Annotated in this window: 15 protein-coding genes and 1 pseudogene; 12 read left to right on the plus strand and 4 right to left on the minus strand. The window is 71.4% G+C overall.

Annotation, left to right across the window (positions count from 1 at the left end):
• A pseudogene (locus tag HNP84_RS21360) lies at positions 1–237 on the plus strand (succinate--CoA ligase subunit alpha); the annotation flags it as partial.
• Positions 238–698: 461 nt separating this feature from the next.
• Complete coding sequence (locus HNP84_RS21365; protein WP_185051565.1) at positions 699–2,381, plus strand: cell division protein PerM; 1,683 nt, start codon at positions 699–701, stop codon at positions 2,379–2,381.
• A 170-nt stretch (positions 2,382–2,551) separates the two neighbouring features.
• Here the strand turns inward: HNP84_RS21365 and HNP84_RS21370 are convergent, their stop codons facing one another.
• Positions 2,552–2,974 carry a hypothetical protein gene (locus HNP84_RS21370; protein ID WP_312925391.1) on the minus strand — a complete coding sequence of 141 codons (423 nt, stop codon included), beginning with the start codon at positions 2,972–2,974 and terminating at the stop codon, positions 2,552–2,554.
• Between the two features lie 153 nt (positions 2,975–3,127).
• Between HNP84_RS21370 and purN the strand changes: the two genes are divergently transcribed.
• The 3 genes from purN to HNP84_RS21385 all read left to right on the plus strand — a co-directional run bounded on the left by purN (position 3,128) and on the right by HNP84_RS21385 (position 5,910).
• Entirely contained in the window at positions 3,128–3,739 is a 612-nt protein-coding gene (purN, locus tag HNP84_RS21375) for a phosphoribosylglycinamide formyltransferase (protein ID WP_185051566.1), read from the plus strand.
• Between the two features lie 38 nt (positions 3,740–3,777).
• The gene (gene purH, locus HNP84_RS21380) at positions 3,778–5,334 is read left to right on the plus strand and encodes a bifunctional phosphoribosylaminoimidazolecarboxamide formyltransferase/IMP cyclohydrolase (RefSeq protein WP_185051567.1); all 1,557 of its coding nucleotides are present in this window, start codon (positions 3,778–3,780) and stop codon (positions 5,332–5,334) included.
• A 159-nt stretch (positions 5,335–5,493) separates the two neighbouring features.
• Complete coding sequence (locus HNP84_RS21385) at positions 5,494–5,910, plus strand: hypothetical protein (RefSeq protein WP_185051568.1); 417 nt, start codon at positions 5,494–5,496, stop codon at positions 5,908–5,910.
• A 45-nt stretch (positions 5,911–5,955) separates the two neighbouring features.
• Here HNP84_RS21385 and HNP84_RS21390 read toward each other — a convergent pair whose 3' ends face one another.
• Positions 5,956–6,159 (minus strand): FitA-like ribbon-helix-helix domain-containing protein, encoded by a 204-nt coding sequence (locus tag HNP84_RS21390; RefSeq protein ID WP_281396214.1) that lies wholly within the window; start codon positions 6,157–6,159, stop codon positions 5,956–5,958.
• Here HNP84_RS21390 and HNP84_RS21395 point away from each other — a divergent pair.
• From HNP84_RS21395 to HNP84_RS21405, 3 genes are all read left to right on the plus strand, one after another.
• Positions 6,143–6,346 carry a helix-turn-helix domain-containing protein gene (locus HNP84_RS21395; RefSeq protein WP_376771932.1) on the plus strand — a complete coding sequence of 68 codons (204 nt, stop codon included), beginning with the start codon at positions 6,143–6,145 and terminating at the stop codon, positions 6,344–6,346. The two genes, HNP84_RS21390 and HNP84_RS21395, sit on opposite strands and share 17 nt — an antisense overlap.
• Positions 6,347–6,493: 147 nt before the next feature.
• A complete protein-coding gene (locus HNP84_RS21400; protein ID WP_185051570.1) occupies positions 6,494–6,679 on the plus strand; it encodes a hypothetical protein in 186 nt (61 codons plus the stop codon).
• Between the two features lie 135 nt (positions 6,680–6,814).
• Positions 6,815–7,666: a bifunctional methylenetetrahydrofolate dehydrogenase/methenyltetrahydrofolate cyclohydrolase gene (locus HNP84_RS21405; protein WP_185051571.1), complete on the plus strand. Its 852-nt coding sequence runs from the start codon at positions 6,815–6,817 to the stop codon at positions 7,664–7,666.
• A gap of 363 nt (positions 7,667–8,029) precedes the next feature.
• On the opposite strand, the gene HNP84_RS21410 is transcribed toward HNP84_RS21405, so the two are convergent.
• Positions 8,030–8,683 (minus strand): FHA domain-containing protein, encoded by a 654-nt coding sequence (locus HNP84_RS21410; protein WP_185051572.1) that lies wholly within the window; start codon positions 8,681–8,683, stop codon positions 8,030–8,032.
• A gap of 181 nt (positions 8,684–8,864) precedes the next feature.
• On the opposite strand from HNP84_RS21410, the gene HNP84_RS21415 reads away from it, so the two are divergent.
• The 3 genes from HNP84_RS21415 (at position 8,865) to HNP84_RS21425 (ending at position 11,656) form a co-directional block, all read left to right on the plus strand.
• Positions 8,865–9,986 carry a citrate/2-methylcitrate synthase gene (locus HNP84_RS21415; protein ID WP_185051573.1) on the plus strand — a complete coding sequence of 374 codons (1,122 nt, stop codon included), beginning with the start codon at positions 8,865–8,867 and terminating at the stop codon, positions 9,984–9,986.
• 56 nt (positions 9,987–10,042) lie between these two features.
• The gene (locus tag HNP84_RS21420; RefSeq protein ID WP_221336553.1) at positions 10,043–10,333 is read left to right on the plus strand and encodes a DUF3017 domain-containing protein; all 291 of its coding nucleotides are present in this window, start codon (positions 10,043–10,045) and stop codon (positions 10,331–10,333) included.
• Between the two features lie 105 nt (positions 10,334–10,438).
• Positions 10,439–11,656 carry an NADP-dependent isocitrate dehydrogenase gene (locus HNP84_RS21425; protein WP_185051574.1) on the plus strand — a complete coding sequence of 406 codons (1,218 nt, stop codon included), beginning with the start codon at positions 10,439–10,441 and terminating at the stop codon, positions 11,654–11,656.
• 507 nt (positions 11,657–12,163) lie between these two features.
• On the opposite strand, the gene HNP84_RS56730 is transcribed toward HNP84_RS21425, so the two are convergent.
• The gene (locus tag HNP84_RS56730; protein WP_185051575.1) at positions 12,164–12,577 is read right to left on the minus strand and encodes an ATP-binding protein; all 414 of its coding nucleotides are present in this window, start codon (positions 12,575–12,577) and stop codon (positions 12,164–12,166) included.
• A 23-nt stretch (positions 12,578–12,600) separates the two neighbouring features.
• Between HNP84_RS56730 and HNP84_RS21435 the strand changes: the two genes are divergently transcribed.
• Positions 12,601–13,593 (plus strand): NsdA family TPR-like regulatory protein, encoded by a 993-nt coding sequence (locus HNP84_RS21435; RefSeq protein WP_486401717.1) that lies wholly within the window; start codon positions 12,601–12,603, stop codon positions 13,591–13,593.
• The last annotated feature ends 4 nt before the right edge of the window (positions 13,594–13,597 follow it).

Below are 13,597 nucleotides of genomic sequence, written 5' to 3' on the forward strand. Positions count from 1 at the left end.
GAGCGTGCGGCGGCGTTCATCGAGAAGTCGGTGAGCAAGCCGGTGGTGGCGTATGTGGCGGGGTTCACCGCGCCTGAGGGTAAGACGATGGGGCACGCGGGGGCGATCGTGTCCGGGTCGGCGGGTACGGCGCAGGCGAAGAAGGAGGCGTTGGAGAAGGTCGGGGTGCGGGTCGGCAAGACCCCGAGCGAGACCGCCCGCCTCATGCGCGAGGTCATGCAGTCCCGCAAGGGCTGATTCCTCCCGGCACCGGGGACGCCCACACGCACCCCGGACGGGAGCGCCGGCAGGTGCCTTGCCGCGTGCGGAACGCATCGGCAAGGCGGCCCCGCTCCCGACGGACGGCCCTGGAGGGCGCGCGCACCTGACCGGCCGCGCCCGCCCCGGCCACCGCAACATCCGGCCACCGCAACATCCGGCCACCGCAGCCAGGCCGCGCAGCCTCCCGCCGCCGTGGCCTGCCGGCCACCGCAGCCTCCCGCCAGGTGGCGCCCTGGGAGAGCGGCGCCCCGGCCACCGCAGCGCCGCCGATCCCCGGCCGCACCGCTCCCGAAGCGGGCCGCGTACCGCCCGGACGGCCCTGGAGCCGCCTCCACTCGGACGGCGCGCCCACGCCGGGGGACGAATTGGGATCGAAGCGCGCGACACGCGGGCCGGGATCGGCCTGTGGCGCGGGCTTGCTGAGAACATCGACTACTGTGACGGCCCTACTCGATCAGCTACGGGCGGCCCCCCGAAGCGTCCTCAGCAGATTCTCCCTGCCCGGCGTCACCGGCGACGACGACGAGACACGCAGGCCGCTGCCCGTGTCCGGGATGATCGCGGCGGCGTGGACGCTGGGAGTGGGCCTCGCGGTGCTCACCACGCTCACCCTGATCGGCTGGATCGCCGCGCCGCGCGGCGCGCTCGGCCCCGGGCTGCCCGGGGTGTTCCGGGCCGCGGCGCAGCTCTGGCTGGCCGCGCACCACGCCGGGTTCGCGATCCCCGGCGGCCGGGTGGGCCTGCTCCCGCTCGGGTTGATGGTGCTGCCCGCGCTGCTGCTGTACCGGGCCGGGCTGTGGATGGCCCGCGACGCCGACCTGCGGGTGCGCATGCCGGCCCGGCTGCCCAAGGGCAGCCCCAGAGACCTCGCCGCGGCCCGCCGCCGGGCGCAGCTCGTGCTCATCGCCCAGGCGGGCATCTCGCTCGCCGCCCCGTACGCCCTGCTGGCCGGGCTGATCGCGCTGATCGCGCGCAACGACGTCACCCAGCCCTTCCTGGGCGAGGTCCTGGTCAGCCACCTCCTGCTCGCCTTCGCCGCCGGGTCGCTGGCCACCGCGCGCACGATCGGCCCGTGGCGCGCCATGCTGCGCCTGCTGCCCGAGCGGGCGCGGGCCGTGACGGTCGGCACCGCCGCCGCGCTGGCGATCATGCTGGCGGGCGGGCTCGTCCTGGTGCTCGCCTCGATCGCGCTGAACTTCGACGACGTGCGCGACCTGACCGACGCGCTCTCGCCGGGCGTCGTCGGCGGCGCCCTGCTGCTGCTCCTCCAGGGGCTCTACCTGCTCAACGGCGTCGTGTGGGGCATGGCCTACATCGCCGGGCCCGGCTTCGCCGTGGGCACCGGCACCCTCGTCGCCCCGACCGGCGTACAGCTCGGCAACGTGCCCAGCTTCCCGGTGCTCGGCGCGCTGCCCGACCCCGGCCCGGCCTCGCCGTGGGTGATGACCGTGCTGGCGGTGCCGTTCGCGGCGGGCGCGGTGGCCGGGCTGATCGTGGTGCGGATCGCGCCCTCGCCGAACTACGAGGTGGCGCCGCTGTGGGGGTTCGCCTGCGGCCTGGCCACCGGCGCGGTCGCGGGCCTGCTCGCCGCGCTGTCGGGCGGCCCGATCGGCGCCGCCCGCCTGTCGGCGGTGGGGCCGTCGCCGTGGGAGGTCGTGCTCTCGGTCTCGCTGGAGGTCGGGGTGGCCGCGGGCACGGCGGCCGGCGTGTCGAACTGGTGGCTGGTCTTCCGCGCCGTACGCGGCCACGCCCCGGCCCTGGCCCGGCTGGGCCTGGCCGCCGCCCCCGTGCGCAAGGCGGGCGCCGCCCTGGCCAAGGTGGCCAGCAAGGTCGGCTTCGCCGAGCCCGCCGAGACCAGCCGCCTGCCCGGACACTGGCTGGACGCCACCGAGGCCGACACCCAGCCCATCCCGGTCGTCCGCGACGACTGGGTGGACGAGCACGCCTCCGCCGCCGAGGCGCTGAGCGAGCCCCGCGAGCCGCGCAAGCGCGCCGCGCCCGCACGCCGTACCGCCCCGGCGGAGCCGCCGCGCGAGCCGCGCCGCGACATCGTGGACGAGAGCGACGACCGCGGCGGACACGTGATCTACGTTGACCCCTACGCCTGGGACCGCGACTGACCCCTACGCCTGCGCCCACGACCGGCCGCGCCCCGGGCGACGGACCGCCTGCGCCCGAGACCGGCCGTGCCTGGGGGACGGACCGCCTGCGACCGGCTGTGCCCGGGACCGTGACCGACCGGCTGCGCCCGCGACCGGCCGGCGCCCGCCGCAGGGTGGCGCGTCGGCCGCTATGGCGCGAACGGGAACTGCAGCTCGCCGGGCCGGAGGAAGGGCATCTTCTTCTCCATCGCGCGTTCCAGCCGCTCGACGCAGTCGTTCTCGGCCGCGACCGTGCCCGCGCCGATCTTGCACTCGCCGTACGCCGTGATCTCCGGGGCGAAGTAGAGCTGCAGCGCCGTGTAGCCCAGCGCGATCAGCGAGGAGACCGCGGAGATCACGATGGCCGTGACCGCCGCGCCGGCCGTCCGGCCCGCCTTGCGCGACTCGCTCTGGGCCCGGATGCCGGCGGTCAGCCCCAGCACCGCCAGCACCAGGCCCGCGATCGGCAGCATGAACGTCATCACCAGCGCCGCCAGGGCCAGCCATACGGCCCGCCGACCCGCGGCCTCGGGGGAACGCTGACCGGTCGGAATCTGCGCGGGTGTCGTCACCTGGCCTCCTCTTCGCGGCCTGCCGCCGCTGTCCTCGCCACGGCCGCAACACCGCCCCTCGCCCGTTCGGGGCGGCTGGGCGGATACCCTGGCTGCGGCGCGCGTAACCGTGATCCCGCGCCACCCGATCGTCACCGCCGACTGGAGTGATCCGTGTCCGACCAGGCCGCCCGGCTTGTGGTTCTCGTCTCCGGTTCTGGAACCAACCTACAGGCCCTTCTGGATGCCGCGGCCGACAAGTCGTACGGTGCCGAGGTCGTCGCCGTCGGCGCCGACCGTCACGGCATCGAGGGCTTGGCACGCGCCGAGCGTGCCGGCGTGCCGACCTTCGTCGAACGTCTGTCCGACCATCCCGACCGCGCGAGCTGGGACGAGGCCATCGCGGCGCGGATCGCGGCGTACGAGCCGTCGATCGTGGTGTGCGCCGGGTTCATGAAGATCCTCGGCGCGCCCACCCTGGACGCCTTCCCCGTCGTCAACACCCACCCGGCGCTGCTGCCGGCCTTCCCGGGCGCGCACGGCGTGCGCGACGCGCTGGCGTACGGTGTGCGGGTGACGGGCTGCACGGTCATGTTCGCCGACGCCGGCGTGGACACCGGGCCGATCATCGCCCAGGAGCCCGTACGGGTGCACGAGGGCGACGACGAGCAAACGCTGCACGAGCGGATCAAGACGGTCGAGCGCGTCCTGCTGGTGGAGACGGTCGGGCGCATGGCACGTGAGGGCTGGACGGTGACCGGCCGTCATGTACGCCTGGGCCGGTGAGCCCGGGTGCGGATGAGAGACAGCAGGAGGACCAGGAAGTGACCCGCATCGCCGTGAGGCGCGCGTTGATCGCGGTGTACGACAAGACGGGGCTGGAGGAGCTGGCCCGAGGGCTCGACGCCGCGGGCGTGGAGATCGTGTCCACCGGCGGCACGGCGGCGCGGATCGCGTCGTACGGCGTGCCGGTCACGCCGGTCGAGTCGCTGACCGGCTTCCCCGAGTGCCTCGACGGCCGCGTCAAGACCCTGCACCCGAGGGTGCACGCGGGCCTGCTGGCCGACAGCGGCAACCCCGCGCACGTCAAGCAGCTCGAAGAGCTGGAGATCGAGCCGTTCGAGCTGGTCGTGGTGAATCTGTACCCGTTCAGCGAGACCGTCGCCTCCGGGGCGTCCCCGGCCGAGTGCGTCGAGCAGATCGACATCGGCGGGCCGGCCATGATCCGCGGCGCGGCCAAGAACCACAACACGGTCGCGGTGGTGGTCGATCCGTCCTCGTACGGCGACGTGCTCGCCGCCGTGGCCGAGGGCGGCTTCACCCTGGAGCAGCGCCGCCGCATGGCGGGCGCCGCGTACGCCCACACGGCAGCGTACGACGTGGCGGTGGCCTCCTGGTTCGCCTCCGCGTACGCGCCCGAGACCGAGGGCGAGGACTCCCGCTGGCCGGCCTTCATGGGCGCCACCTGGGAGCGCAAGGCGGTGCTGCGTTACGGCGAGAACCCGCACCAGGACGCCGCGCTCTACACCGGGCAGGGGGGCGGCCTGGCCAACGCCGAGCAACTGCACGGCAAGGAGATGTCCTACAACAACTACATGGACGCCGACGCCGCCTGGCGCGCCGCCTGGGACTTCACCGAGCCGTGCGTGGCGATCATCAAGCACGCCAACCCGTGCGGCATCGCCGTCGGCGCCGACGTGGCCGAGGCCCACCGCAAGGCCCACGCCTGCGACCCGGTGTCGGCGTACGGCGGGGTGATCGCGGTCAACGGCGAGGTCACCGGCGAGCTGGCGTCCCAGATCGCGGAGATCTTCACCGAGGTCGTCGTGGCGACCGGCTTCACCGACGAGGCCCTGGCCACCCTGACCCAGAAGAAGAACATCCGCCTGCTGACCTGCCCCACCGGCCCGGCCAACCCGACCGAGTCCCGCCGCATCGACGGCGGCCTGCTCGTGCAGACCGCCGACCGCGTGGACGCCCCCGGCGACGCCCCCGAGACCTGGGAGCTCAAGGCCGGCGCCGCCGCCTCGCCCGAGGTCCTCGCCGACCTGGCCTTCGCCTGGAGGGCGTGCCGCTCGGTCAAGTCCAACGCCATCCTGCTGGCCGCCGACGGCGCCACCGTGGGCGTCGGCATGGGCCAGGTCAACCGGGTCGACTCCGCCAAGCTGGCCGTGACCCGGGCGGGCGAGCGCGCCTCCGGCTCCGTGGCCGCCTCCGACGCCTACTTCCCCTTCGCCGACGGCCTTCAGGTCCTGATCGACGCCGGCGTACGCGCGGTGGTCGAGCCGGGCGGCTCAATCCGCGACGCCGAGGTCATCGAGGCCGCCGAACGCGCCGGCATCACCCTGTACTTCACCGGCACCCGCCACTTCTTCCACTGACGCCACCGCCATCGGACGGCCCCCGCACGAGGTGCGGGGGCCGTTCCGCGTATTCGAAAGAATTTTCCCCAAGCTGTGTGCGTAGGGTGACGCAAGGAGTACGTTCCGTGTCATCCTTGATTGGCCCTCCCCCCAAGGAGCGAAGGGAATGATCGGCCTATGGCGACCCCGACGGTCCCGAGGAAGCGCTCGCGCAAGCAGGACAAGCAGGAGCATTTCGACGTCGATCGTGCCATCGAGCCCGAAGTGCCGCCTGCGCAGCCCGAACCCGATCCAGCCCCGGCGGATCAGCCTCCAGACCACATCCAGCCACTCCAAGTCGGGGGCTTCCCCAAGCTCAGGACGGCCGAGGAGCTGTACCAGTGGCTGCCACGCATCCCCGGCTGGTCCATCGGGGCCATCGACGGGAGAATCGTCATGAGCCCCTCAGGTGGACTCCCTCAGGCGCGTGGCATGACGGCGCTGGCCGGGCTGTGGCCCTGGGCTCGGGAGCGCGGTCTGCAGGTCTTCGTCGGCTCGATCAACGTCTGCTACCGAGCGTCGTCCGCAGTGCTCCGGCCTTCAGGCCGGAGGTGAAGCGGACTTGCCCGCCTGGCGGGGGCAGGGAAAGGCGAATCGCCGTCAAGGCGATTCGTCGTGTGTCTCGGCGGCGTCGAGCGCGCACTCCAGCAGGTGCACGATCTGGGAGTTGAGGGACCGGCGGTCCGTTGCGGCGCGGGCGATCAGCCGGGCGTGCACCTCGTCGGGGAGTCTGAGTGTAATCCGAATCATGACACCACTGTAGTGTCCTCTGGGGTAGGGTCGGAGCGTGTGGCTCCGGTACAACTTCCGCCTCTACCCGACCCCCGGCCAGCAGATCGCGCTGGCCCGTGCGTTCGGGTGCGCCCGGGTGGTGTACAACGACGGGCTGCGTGCCCGGCGGGACGCCCATGCGGCCGGTCTGCCGTATCGCGTCAAGAGGCGGTCGTGTCCGTGGCCCCGGGAGAGATCCTGTCGATCCCGGAGCCGGTGAACATGAACCTCGGCACGTCGGTCTTCGTGGAGGATTGATCCACTAAAAGATAAATGTCCGATTGTGGCGTGGTCATGAGGGCCGGCCGGTTAACCTTTGGGGGCCGAGTCTCGGCCTGGTTCCCCCATTGAGCCCCGGAGTTCCCCTATGGCCCTGTACGACCCCATCCTGCAGAGCTTCATGCTCGTGACCGGCTTCGCCGACAGCCCCTTCGTCATCATCGCGCTGGCCGTCTTCGGCGCCTACCTCGGCAAGGTCGCCGTGGAGAAGATCCCCTACACCAGGAGGATCATCGAGCGGCGCGAGGCGGCGGCACGCGAGAGCGGCCAGTAGCCGGTCCTGGGTGGGACGGCCCGAGCAGGCCAGGCGGCGTGGCCCTGGGCGGGCATTCGCGCGGGCCGAGCCCGTGCTCGCGCGCGGGGCGGGCCAAGCAGTGTGGTGCCGGGCGGGCCCATAGGATTGGCTGACATGAGCGCGCAGAAACTGGATGGCAAGGCCACGGCGGCGAAGATCAAGGCCGATCTCACGGGACGAGTGGCGGCGCTCCGGGCGCGCGGCGTGACGCCCGGGCTCGGCACCGTGCTCGTGGGCGACGACCCGGGCAGCCAGATCTACGTCGCGGGCAAGCACCGCGACTGCGCCGAGGTCGGCATCTCCTCCATCCGCAAGGACCTGCCGGCCTCCGCCACCCAGGCCGAGGTCGAGGCGGCCATCGACGAGCTCAACGCCGACCCGGCCTGCACGGGCTACATCGTGCAGCTTCCGCTGCCCGGCCACCTCGACGCGATGGCCCTGCTGGAGCGCATCGACCCGGCCAAGGACGCCGACGGCCTCCACCCGGTCAACCTGGGCAGGCTGGTGCACATGGTGGACGCGCCGCTGCCCTGCACCCCGCGCGGCATCGTGGTGCTGCTGCAGGAGTACGGCGTGCCGCTCAAGGGCGCCGACGTGGTCGTGATCGGCCGCGGTATCACGGTCGGCCGCTCGCTCGGCCTGCTGCTGACCCGCCGCAGCGAGAACGCCACCGTGACCCTTTGCCACACCGGCACCCAGGACCTCGCCGCCCACGTGCGCCGTGCCGACATCGTCGTGGCGGCGGCGGGCGTACCCCACCTCGTCACCCCCGACATGGTCAAGCCCGGGGCGGCCGTCCTCGACGTGGGCGTCTCCCGCGTGGACGGCAAGATCGCCGGCGACGTCGCCCCGGAGGTCGCCGAGGTCGCCGCCTTCCTCACCCCCAACCCCGGCGGCGTCGGCCCCATGACCCGTGCCATGCTCCTCACCAACGTGGTCGAGGCCGCCGAACACGCCGCAGCCTGAGCCCGTCCCGTCCGCGTAGCCAAGCGGATGTGACGACGCCTGCGCCCGTCCGCGTACCCGGGCCCATGCGGGCGTGGCGACGCCTGCGCCCGTCCCGCCAACCCAGCTCATGCGGGCGTGGCGACGCCTGCGCCCGTCCGCGTACCCCGCCCATGTGGGCGTGGCGACGCCCGCTCCGTGTCGGCGTGGCGCCCGCCGTGCCCGCGAATGCGCGCATGCGGGCGTGGCCATGCCCGTGCCGGTTGTCTCCGTGTCGCTCGTCCCGCCGCCCTGTGCGCCCGCGGTGCCGGGGCGCGGCCCCCTTCGCCATGGCCGCGGCCCGGCAGGTGCGGGCGGGTGGGGTTTTAGAACGTTCCCAACGGGCTATGAGGCTCTGCGGCCTGCCGCCGGTTGGGATTGGCCCTCGGGCGGGGTGCCCGTGGAGCGTTGCGGGGGGACCACCGGGGTGGGGCGGACCAGGCCGAGGGCGACGACCTCGTTGGCCAGGCGGGTGCGCCTGTTGGTGCCCTCGGGGATGCGGAATTTCTGGTACAGGCGCAGCAGGTGCTGCTTGACCGCGGCCTCGGTGACGACGAGGTCGTCGGCGATCTCCCGCGCGGTGGCGGGGGCGACGAAGGCCTCGTCCGACAGGGCCGGGCGGCACAGCGACGTGAGCACGTCCACCTCGCGTCTGGTCAGCTCCGGGGCCGCGGCGCGGCGGAGCTCGACCTCCGGGGTGAAGTCCTCGCGGGGCACGCCGCCGATGCGGCAGCGTGCGGCTCCGAAGGACACCACGTCGCCGTCGTCCAGGACCCTCCGGGCGATCGGCCTGCCGTTCACCCGTGTGCCGTTGCGGGACAGGCCCAGATCCACGACGTACAGGTAAGGTCCGCGCCGGACGAACTCGGCGTGCAGACGGGACACGCTCGGGTCCGTCAGCCGGATGTCCACCCCACGGCCACGCCCGACCGTGGTGATCTCGGGCCGCAACGGGACAACCTCGCCAGTGTCCTCGATGCGTATGAACGGCCCCTCCACGGCAGTTCCTCCCCAGGTAGCCCGCCGTATCTTCTGCTATAGCTCCGGCTTACCCAAACGAGGGGATGGGGAATCGCCTTTGCCGTAAGGAGAATCCAACGCGAAATTGGTCTGGACCTCCGGCGAAGGTTTTACCTGCTCACGGGTAGACTTCGGGCGAAGATAAGCGGAGGAAACACACATGGCGGACAAGCCCACCAAAGGCCTCGCCGATGTCGTAGCCGCGTCCACAGCGCTGAGTGACATCGACGGCAAGGCCGGTCGCCTCTTCTATCGTGGCTACGACATCCACGATCTGGCCGGCCGCACGACGTTCGAAGAGACGGCCCACCTGCTCCAGTACGGCACACTCCCGACGCGGGAGCAACTGGCCGCGTACGGTGCGGAGCTGGTGCAGGGCCGTACTCTCGGCGCGCTCGTCGAAGCGAACATCCCCGAGATCGCCGAGAAGCAGGCCCCGATGGAGGCGCTGCGCACCCTGGTGTCCCTCGCCGCGGCCGACGACCCGGACAAGGACTCCAACTCGCCCGAGGCGAACCTGCGCAAGGCGGCGCGGCTCACCGCGCAGCAACCGATCCTGGTGGCGCGCTATCACGCCGCCCGCACCGGCACCCCCGCGCCGGAGGCCGACCCCGAGCTGAGCATCGCGGCCAACTTCCTGCTGCAGATCACCGGACGCACCCCCGACGCCCACGCCGTCGAGGTCTTCGACACCTGCCTGGTGCTGCACGCCGACCACACCATGAACGCGTCCACCTTCGCCGCGCGGGTCTGCGCCGCGACGCTGTCGGACATGCACTCCGCGATCGTGGCCGCGATCGGCACGCTCAAGGGCCCCCTGCACGGCGGCGCCAACGAGCAGGTCATGCGTACGCTGCAGAGCATCGCCCCCGGCCAGGTCGCCGCCACCGTACGCGCCAAGCTCGCGGCCGGCGAGAAGATCATGGGCTTCGGGCACCGCGTCTACAAGACCGAGGACCCGCGCGCGACGCACCTGCGCAAGATGTCCCGGGAACTGGCCGAGGCCAGCGGCGACGACACCTACTACCGGATGTCGAAGGAGATGGAGGAGGTCGTCTTCGAGGAGAAGGGCCTCTACCCCAACGTCGACTTCTACGCCGCCACGGTCTACCACTACCTTGGGATTCCGACCGACCTGTTCACGCCGGTCTTCTCGGTGAGCCGCATGTCGGGGTGGACCGCCCACGTGATCGAGCAGCACGCCGACAACCGGCTCATCCGGCCCGACAGCGAGTACATCGGTGAGCGCGACCAGAAGTGGGAGCCGATCGACGCGCGGTGACGCGCCGGAAGTGCGTACGGTCGGTCATGTAGGCAGATTCGTCGATTCGGCGGAAGTTGAGCGAGCGACAGAGCGCGGGCTGGGGACCGTACCTCACCGTCCTGGTGGGTGCGGTGCTCGGCCCTGCGCTGGTGCTGCTCGGCGTTCCGCCGGTGGTGGGGGTTCCCGTCGGCGGCGCGTTCCTCCTGCTCGGCGCGGCGCTGCGGCTGCTGTTACCCGAGCCGCGCGCCGGCCTGCTCGCCACCCGCGGCAAGACGACCGATGCCGTCACTCTCGGCCTGCTCGGCGCCCTGCTGATGCTCGGCGGCCTGATCCTCCTCGTCCCACGGGACTGGATCATCGGATGACCGGGCGGGCGGCGAGGCGCGGCAGCCCGTCCGATAGCCTCAACGGCCAGTGAGCCTCAAGAGGGACTGTCTGGCCAGTGTTAGTTCAGAAGGGGAACCACACGCATGCCCAAGATCAAGGTAGAGGGTCCCGTCGTCGAGCTTGACGGCGACGAGATGACCCGGATCATCTGGCAGTTCATCAAGGACCAGCTGATCCTGCCCTACCTCGACATCGACCTGAAGTACTACGACCTCGGCATCGAGCACCGCGACGCCACCGACGACCAGGTGACCATCGACGCCGCCAACGCCATCAAGCAGTACGGCGTCGGCGTCAAGTGCGCGACGATCACCCCCGACGAGGCGCGGGTCGAGGAGTTCGGCCTGAAGAAGATGTGGAAGTCCCCGAACGGGACCATCCGCAACATCCTCGGCGGCGTGATCTTCCGCGAGCCGATCATCATGTCGAACATCCCCCGGCTCGTCCCCGGCTGGACCAAGCCGATCGTCGTCGGCCGTCACGCGTTCGGCGACCAGTACCGCGCCACCGACCTGAAGGTCCCGGGCGAGGGCACGCTGACGCTCACCTTCACCCCGAAGGACGGCTCCGAGCCGATCGAGCTGGACGTCTACGACTTCCCCGGCCCCGGCGTCGCGCTGGCGATGTACAACCTGGACCAGTCGATCCGCGACTTCGCCCGCGCGTCGATGAGGTACGGCCTGTCCCGCAACTACCCGGTCTACCTCTCCACCAAGAACACGATCCTCAAGGCGTACGACGGCCGGTTCAAGGACATCTTCGCCGAGGTGTACGAGACCGAGTTCAAGGCCGACTTCGAGGCCGCGGGCCTCACCTACGAGCACCGCCTGATCGATGACATGGTCGCCGCGGCGCTGAAGTGGGAGGGCGGCTACGTCTGGGCGTGCAAGAACTACGACGGCGACGTCCAGTCCGACACCGTGGCGCAGGGCTTCGGCTCCCTCGGCCTGATGACCTCCGTGCTGATGACGCCCGACGGCAAGACCGTCGAGGCCGAGGCCGCGCACGGCACGGTCACCCGGCACTACCGCCAGCACCAGCAGGGCAAGCCGACCTCCACCAACCCGATCGCCTCGATCTTCGCCTGGACCCGCGGCCTGCAGCACCGCGGCAAGCTCGACAACACCCCCGCGGTGATCGACTTCGCCGACAAGCTGGAGGAGGTCTGCATCGAGACCGTCGAGGGCGGCCAGATGACCAAGGACCTGGCCCTGCTCGTCGGCGGCGACGCCCAGTGGCTGACCACCCAGGACTTCCTGGCCGCACTGGACGAGAACCTGAAGAAGAAGATGGCCGCCTGACAAGGGCCACACCGGCAAGGGCCGCCCCCGGGCGGCCCTTCGTCGTAGAAGGGGGCCAGGCCGGCGCTTCCGGCGGCGAAGGGCAAGGCCCTGTCAAAGGGGCGCTTCGCGCCATTCGGGCCAGGACAGTGCTCCCCAGGAGGGCTGCCGCCCCCCTTCGACCCCCCAGCGGGGGCTCCGCCCCCGCACCCCCGGCTAGCGCCCACACCTCCACAATTACCGGCCGCCTGGGACGACGAAACCAAGGCGGCCGTCAAGGCGCCAAGGTAAGCAAGCGCCCGTCCAAGCGGTAACCCACATGGGGTGCGTGCGGGGCGCTGATCATCTGTGGCCTCCATCCGCAGAACTCCTCGAACAGGTCCCGGCGGGTGCTCTGCCGCACCCGCCGAGGCCGATCGCGGCCCTTTTCCCCTCGGGGGCGCGCAGCGGGGGAGCGCGCTGAGCGAGAACAGGGCCACATGAACAGGGCGCTCGGGTGTGGCGATCTGGCGGGCAGCCTGCCACGGCCTATCCGGTGGATGTGAAGCCGAGGATGATCGGGCCCCACTCGGCCCACACAATTCGCGACGATCCGGGCCACTCCTCGCCCCACCTGTCGGTCAATGCCTCGACGAGGATCAGGCCCCGCCCGCACTCGTCCTGCGGTTTGGGGACCCGAGCGCGTAGTCCGCCACCGCTGGGTGTGCCGTTATCGATCACTGTGAGACGGACATGCGTCCCGACCTCGGTAAGCACGACCTTGACCCGGCCGTCTGGAGCGACGCCCGATCGCGAGTGCTGTGTGGCATTGGTGACCAATTCAGAGACCACAAGCACCATGTCCTCTACATTCGGGTGCGCAGCCATGGCCTTGGCGACAAACCCACGCGCCTCTCGGGCAGCGACCGGGGTGCCCGGGTGCTCCCAGGTGGTTACGGTCACCGTGCGACACCGATCTGGGCCAGGTGCGCGCGCTCGGCCGCTCGCATATGGTCCCGCAGGTAATGAAGCAGCAGTGGCTCGCTCGCGCCGTAGACGACTTGCCCGACCCGCTATCCGGGCGCCTTGGCATGGCCGAAGTCGCGCGGCTCGAAGCGACCGTTGATGTGTTCCGCAACTGGGAGCACGCCTACGGCGGTGGTCTCGTCCGCAAGGCGGTGATCGGACAACTGAACGAGGTAGCCGACCTGCTCCGGGACGGTCACCCCCGCCCGATCGCCCTGCGGCTTTACGGCGTCATGGCGCGGCTGGCGAAGATTGCCGCCAACATGTCGTGGGACAGCGGGATGCAAGGTGCGGCCCAGAGGTACTACGTCCTCGGCCTCCAGGCCGCCCGCCCCACGGGCGACAAGGCGTTCGGCGCTGGCATCCTCGCTTCCATGGCCCGGCAACTGCTCTACCTCGGACAGGCCGGCGACGCGCTGGAACTGGTGCGGCTCGCTCTCGACGGAACCCGCGCGACCGGCACCCCGCGCCTGCGGGCGATGCTGCGAACGCGGGAGGCGTGGGCGTACGTTGCTCTTGGCCGCGTGGAGGCGTTCCGCCGGGCCATAGGCATAGCGGAAGATACGTACGCCCAAGCCGGTAGCGACGACACCAGCACCTCGTTCGATGAGGCCGAACTGGCTGGGGTGACCGGTGGCCGGTACCTCGACCTCGCTCGGCGAAATCCGCGTTTCGCCAACGACGCCGTTACCTACATCGGGCGGGCGATCCGGCTCCGTGCCCACTCGGCCGGGCGGAGCCTTGCGCTCGATCACGCAGGGCTCGCTCACGCCTACGCCATCCGCGGTGACCTCGATGCCGCGGCGCACGTCGGCATGATGGCAGTGGAAAGCGCAGGCAGGGTCACCTCCGATCGGGTGCGTGCCCAGCTTGCGGATCTCGCTCGGGTCTTGGCAGGGTGTGACGCTCCTGGCGTGGTGGACCTGCGGGCGCGGTTGCACGCGGCAGGCTAGGCAC

It is taken from the genome of Thermocatellispora tengchongensis (genome assembly GCF_014202315.1).
GTDB lineage: Bacteria > Actinomycetota > Actinomycetes > Streptosporangiales > Streptosporangiaceae > Thermocatellispora > Thermocatellispora tengchongensis.

Bases quoted from the DNA above. Each gene is read 5' to 3' on its own strand.
- HNP84_RS21385 (WP_185051568.1), top strand. From the start codon at position 5,494: ATGGCGACCCCGACGGTCCCGAGGAAGCGCTCGCGCAAGCAGGACAAG.
- HNP84_RS21400 (WP_185051570.1), top strand. From the start codon at position 6,494: ATGGCCCTGTACGACCCCATCCTGCAGAGCTTCATGCTCGTGACCGGC.
- HNP84_RS21405 (WP_185051571.1), top strand. From the start codon at position 6,815: ATGAGCGCGCAGAAACTGGATGGCAAGGCCACGGCGGCGAAGATCAAG.
- HNP84_RS21415 (WP_185051573.1), top strand. From the start codon at position 8,865: ATGGCGGACAAGCCCACCAAAGGCCTCGCCGATGTCGTAGCCGCGTCC.
- HNP84_RS21425 (WP_185051574.1), top strand. From the start codon at position 10,439: ATGCCCAAGATCAAGGTAGAGGGTCCCGTCGTCGAGCTTGACGGCGAC.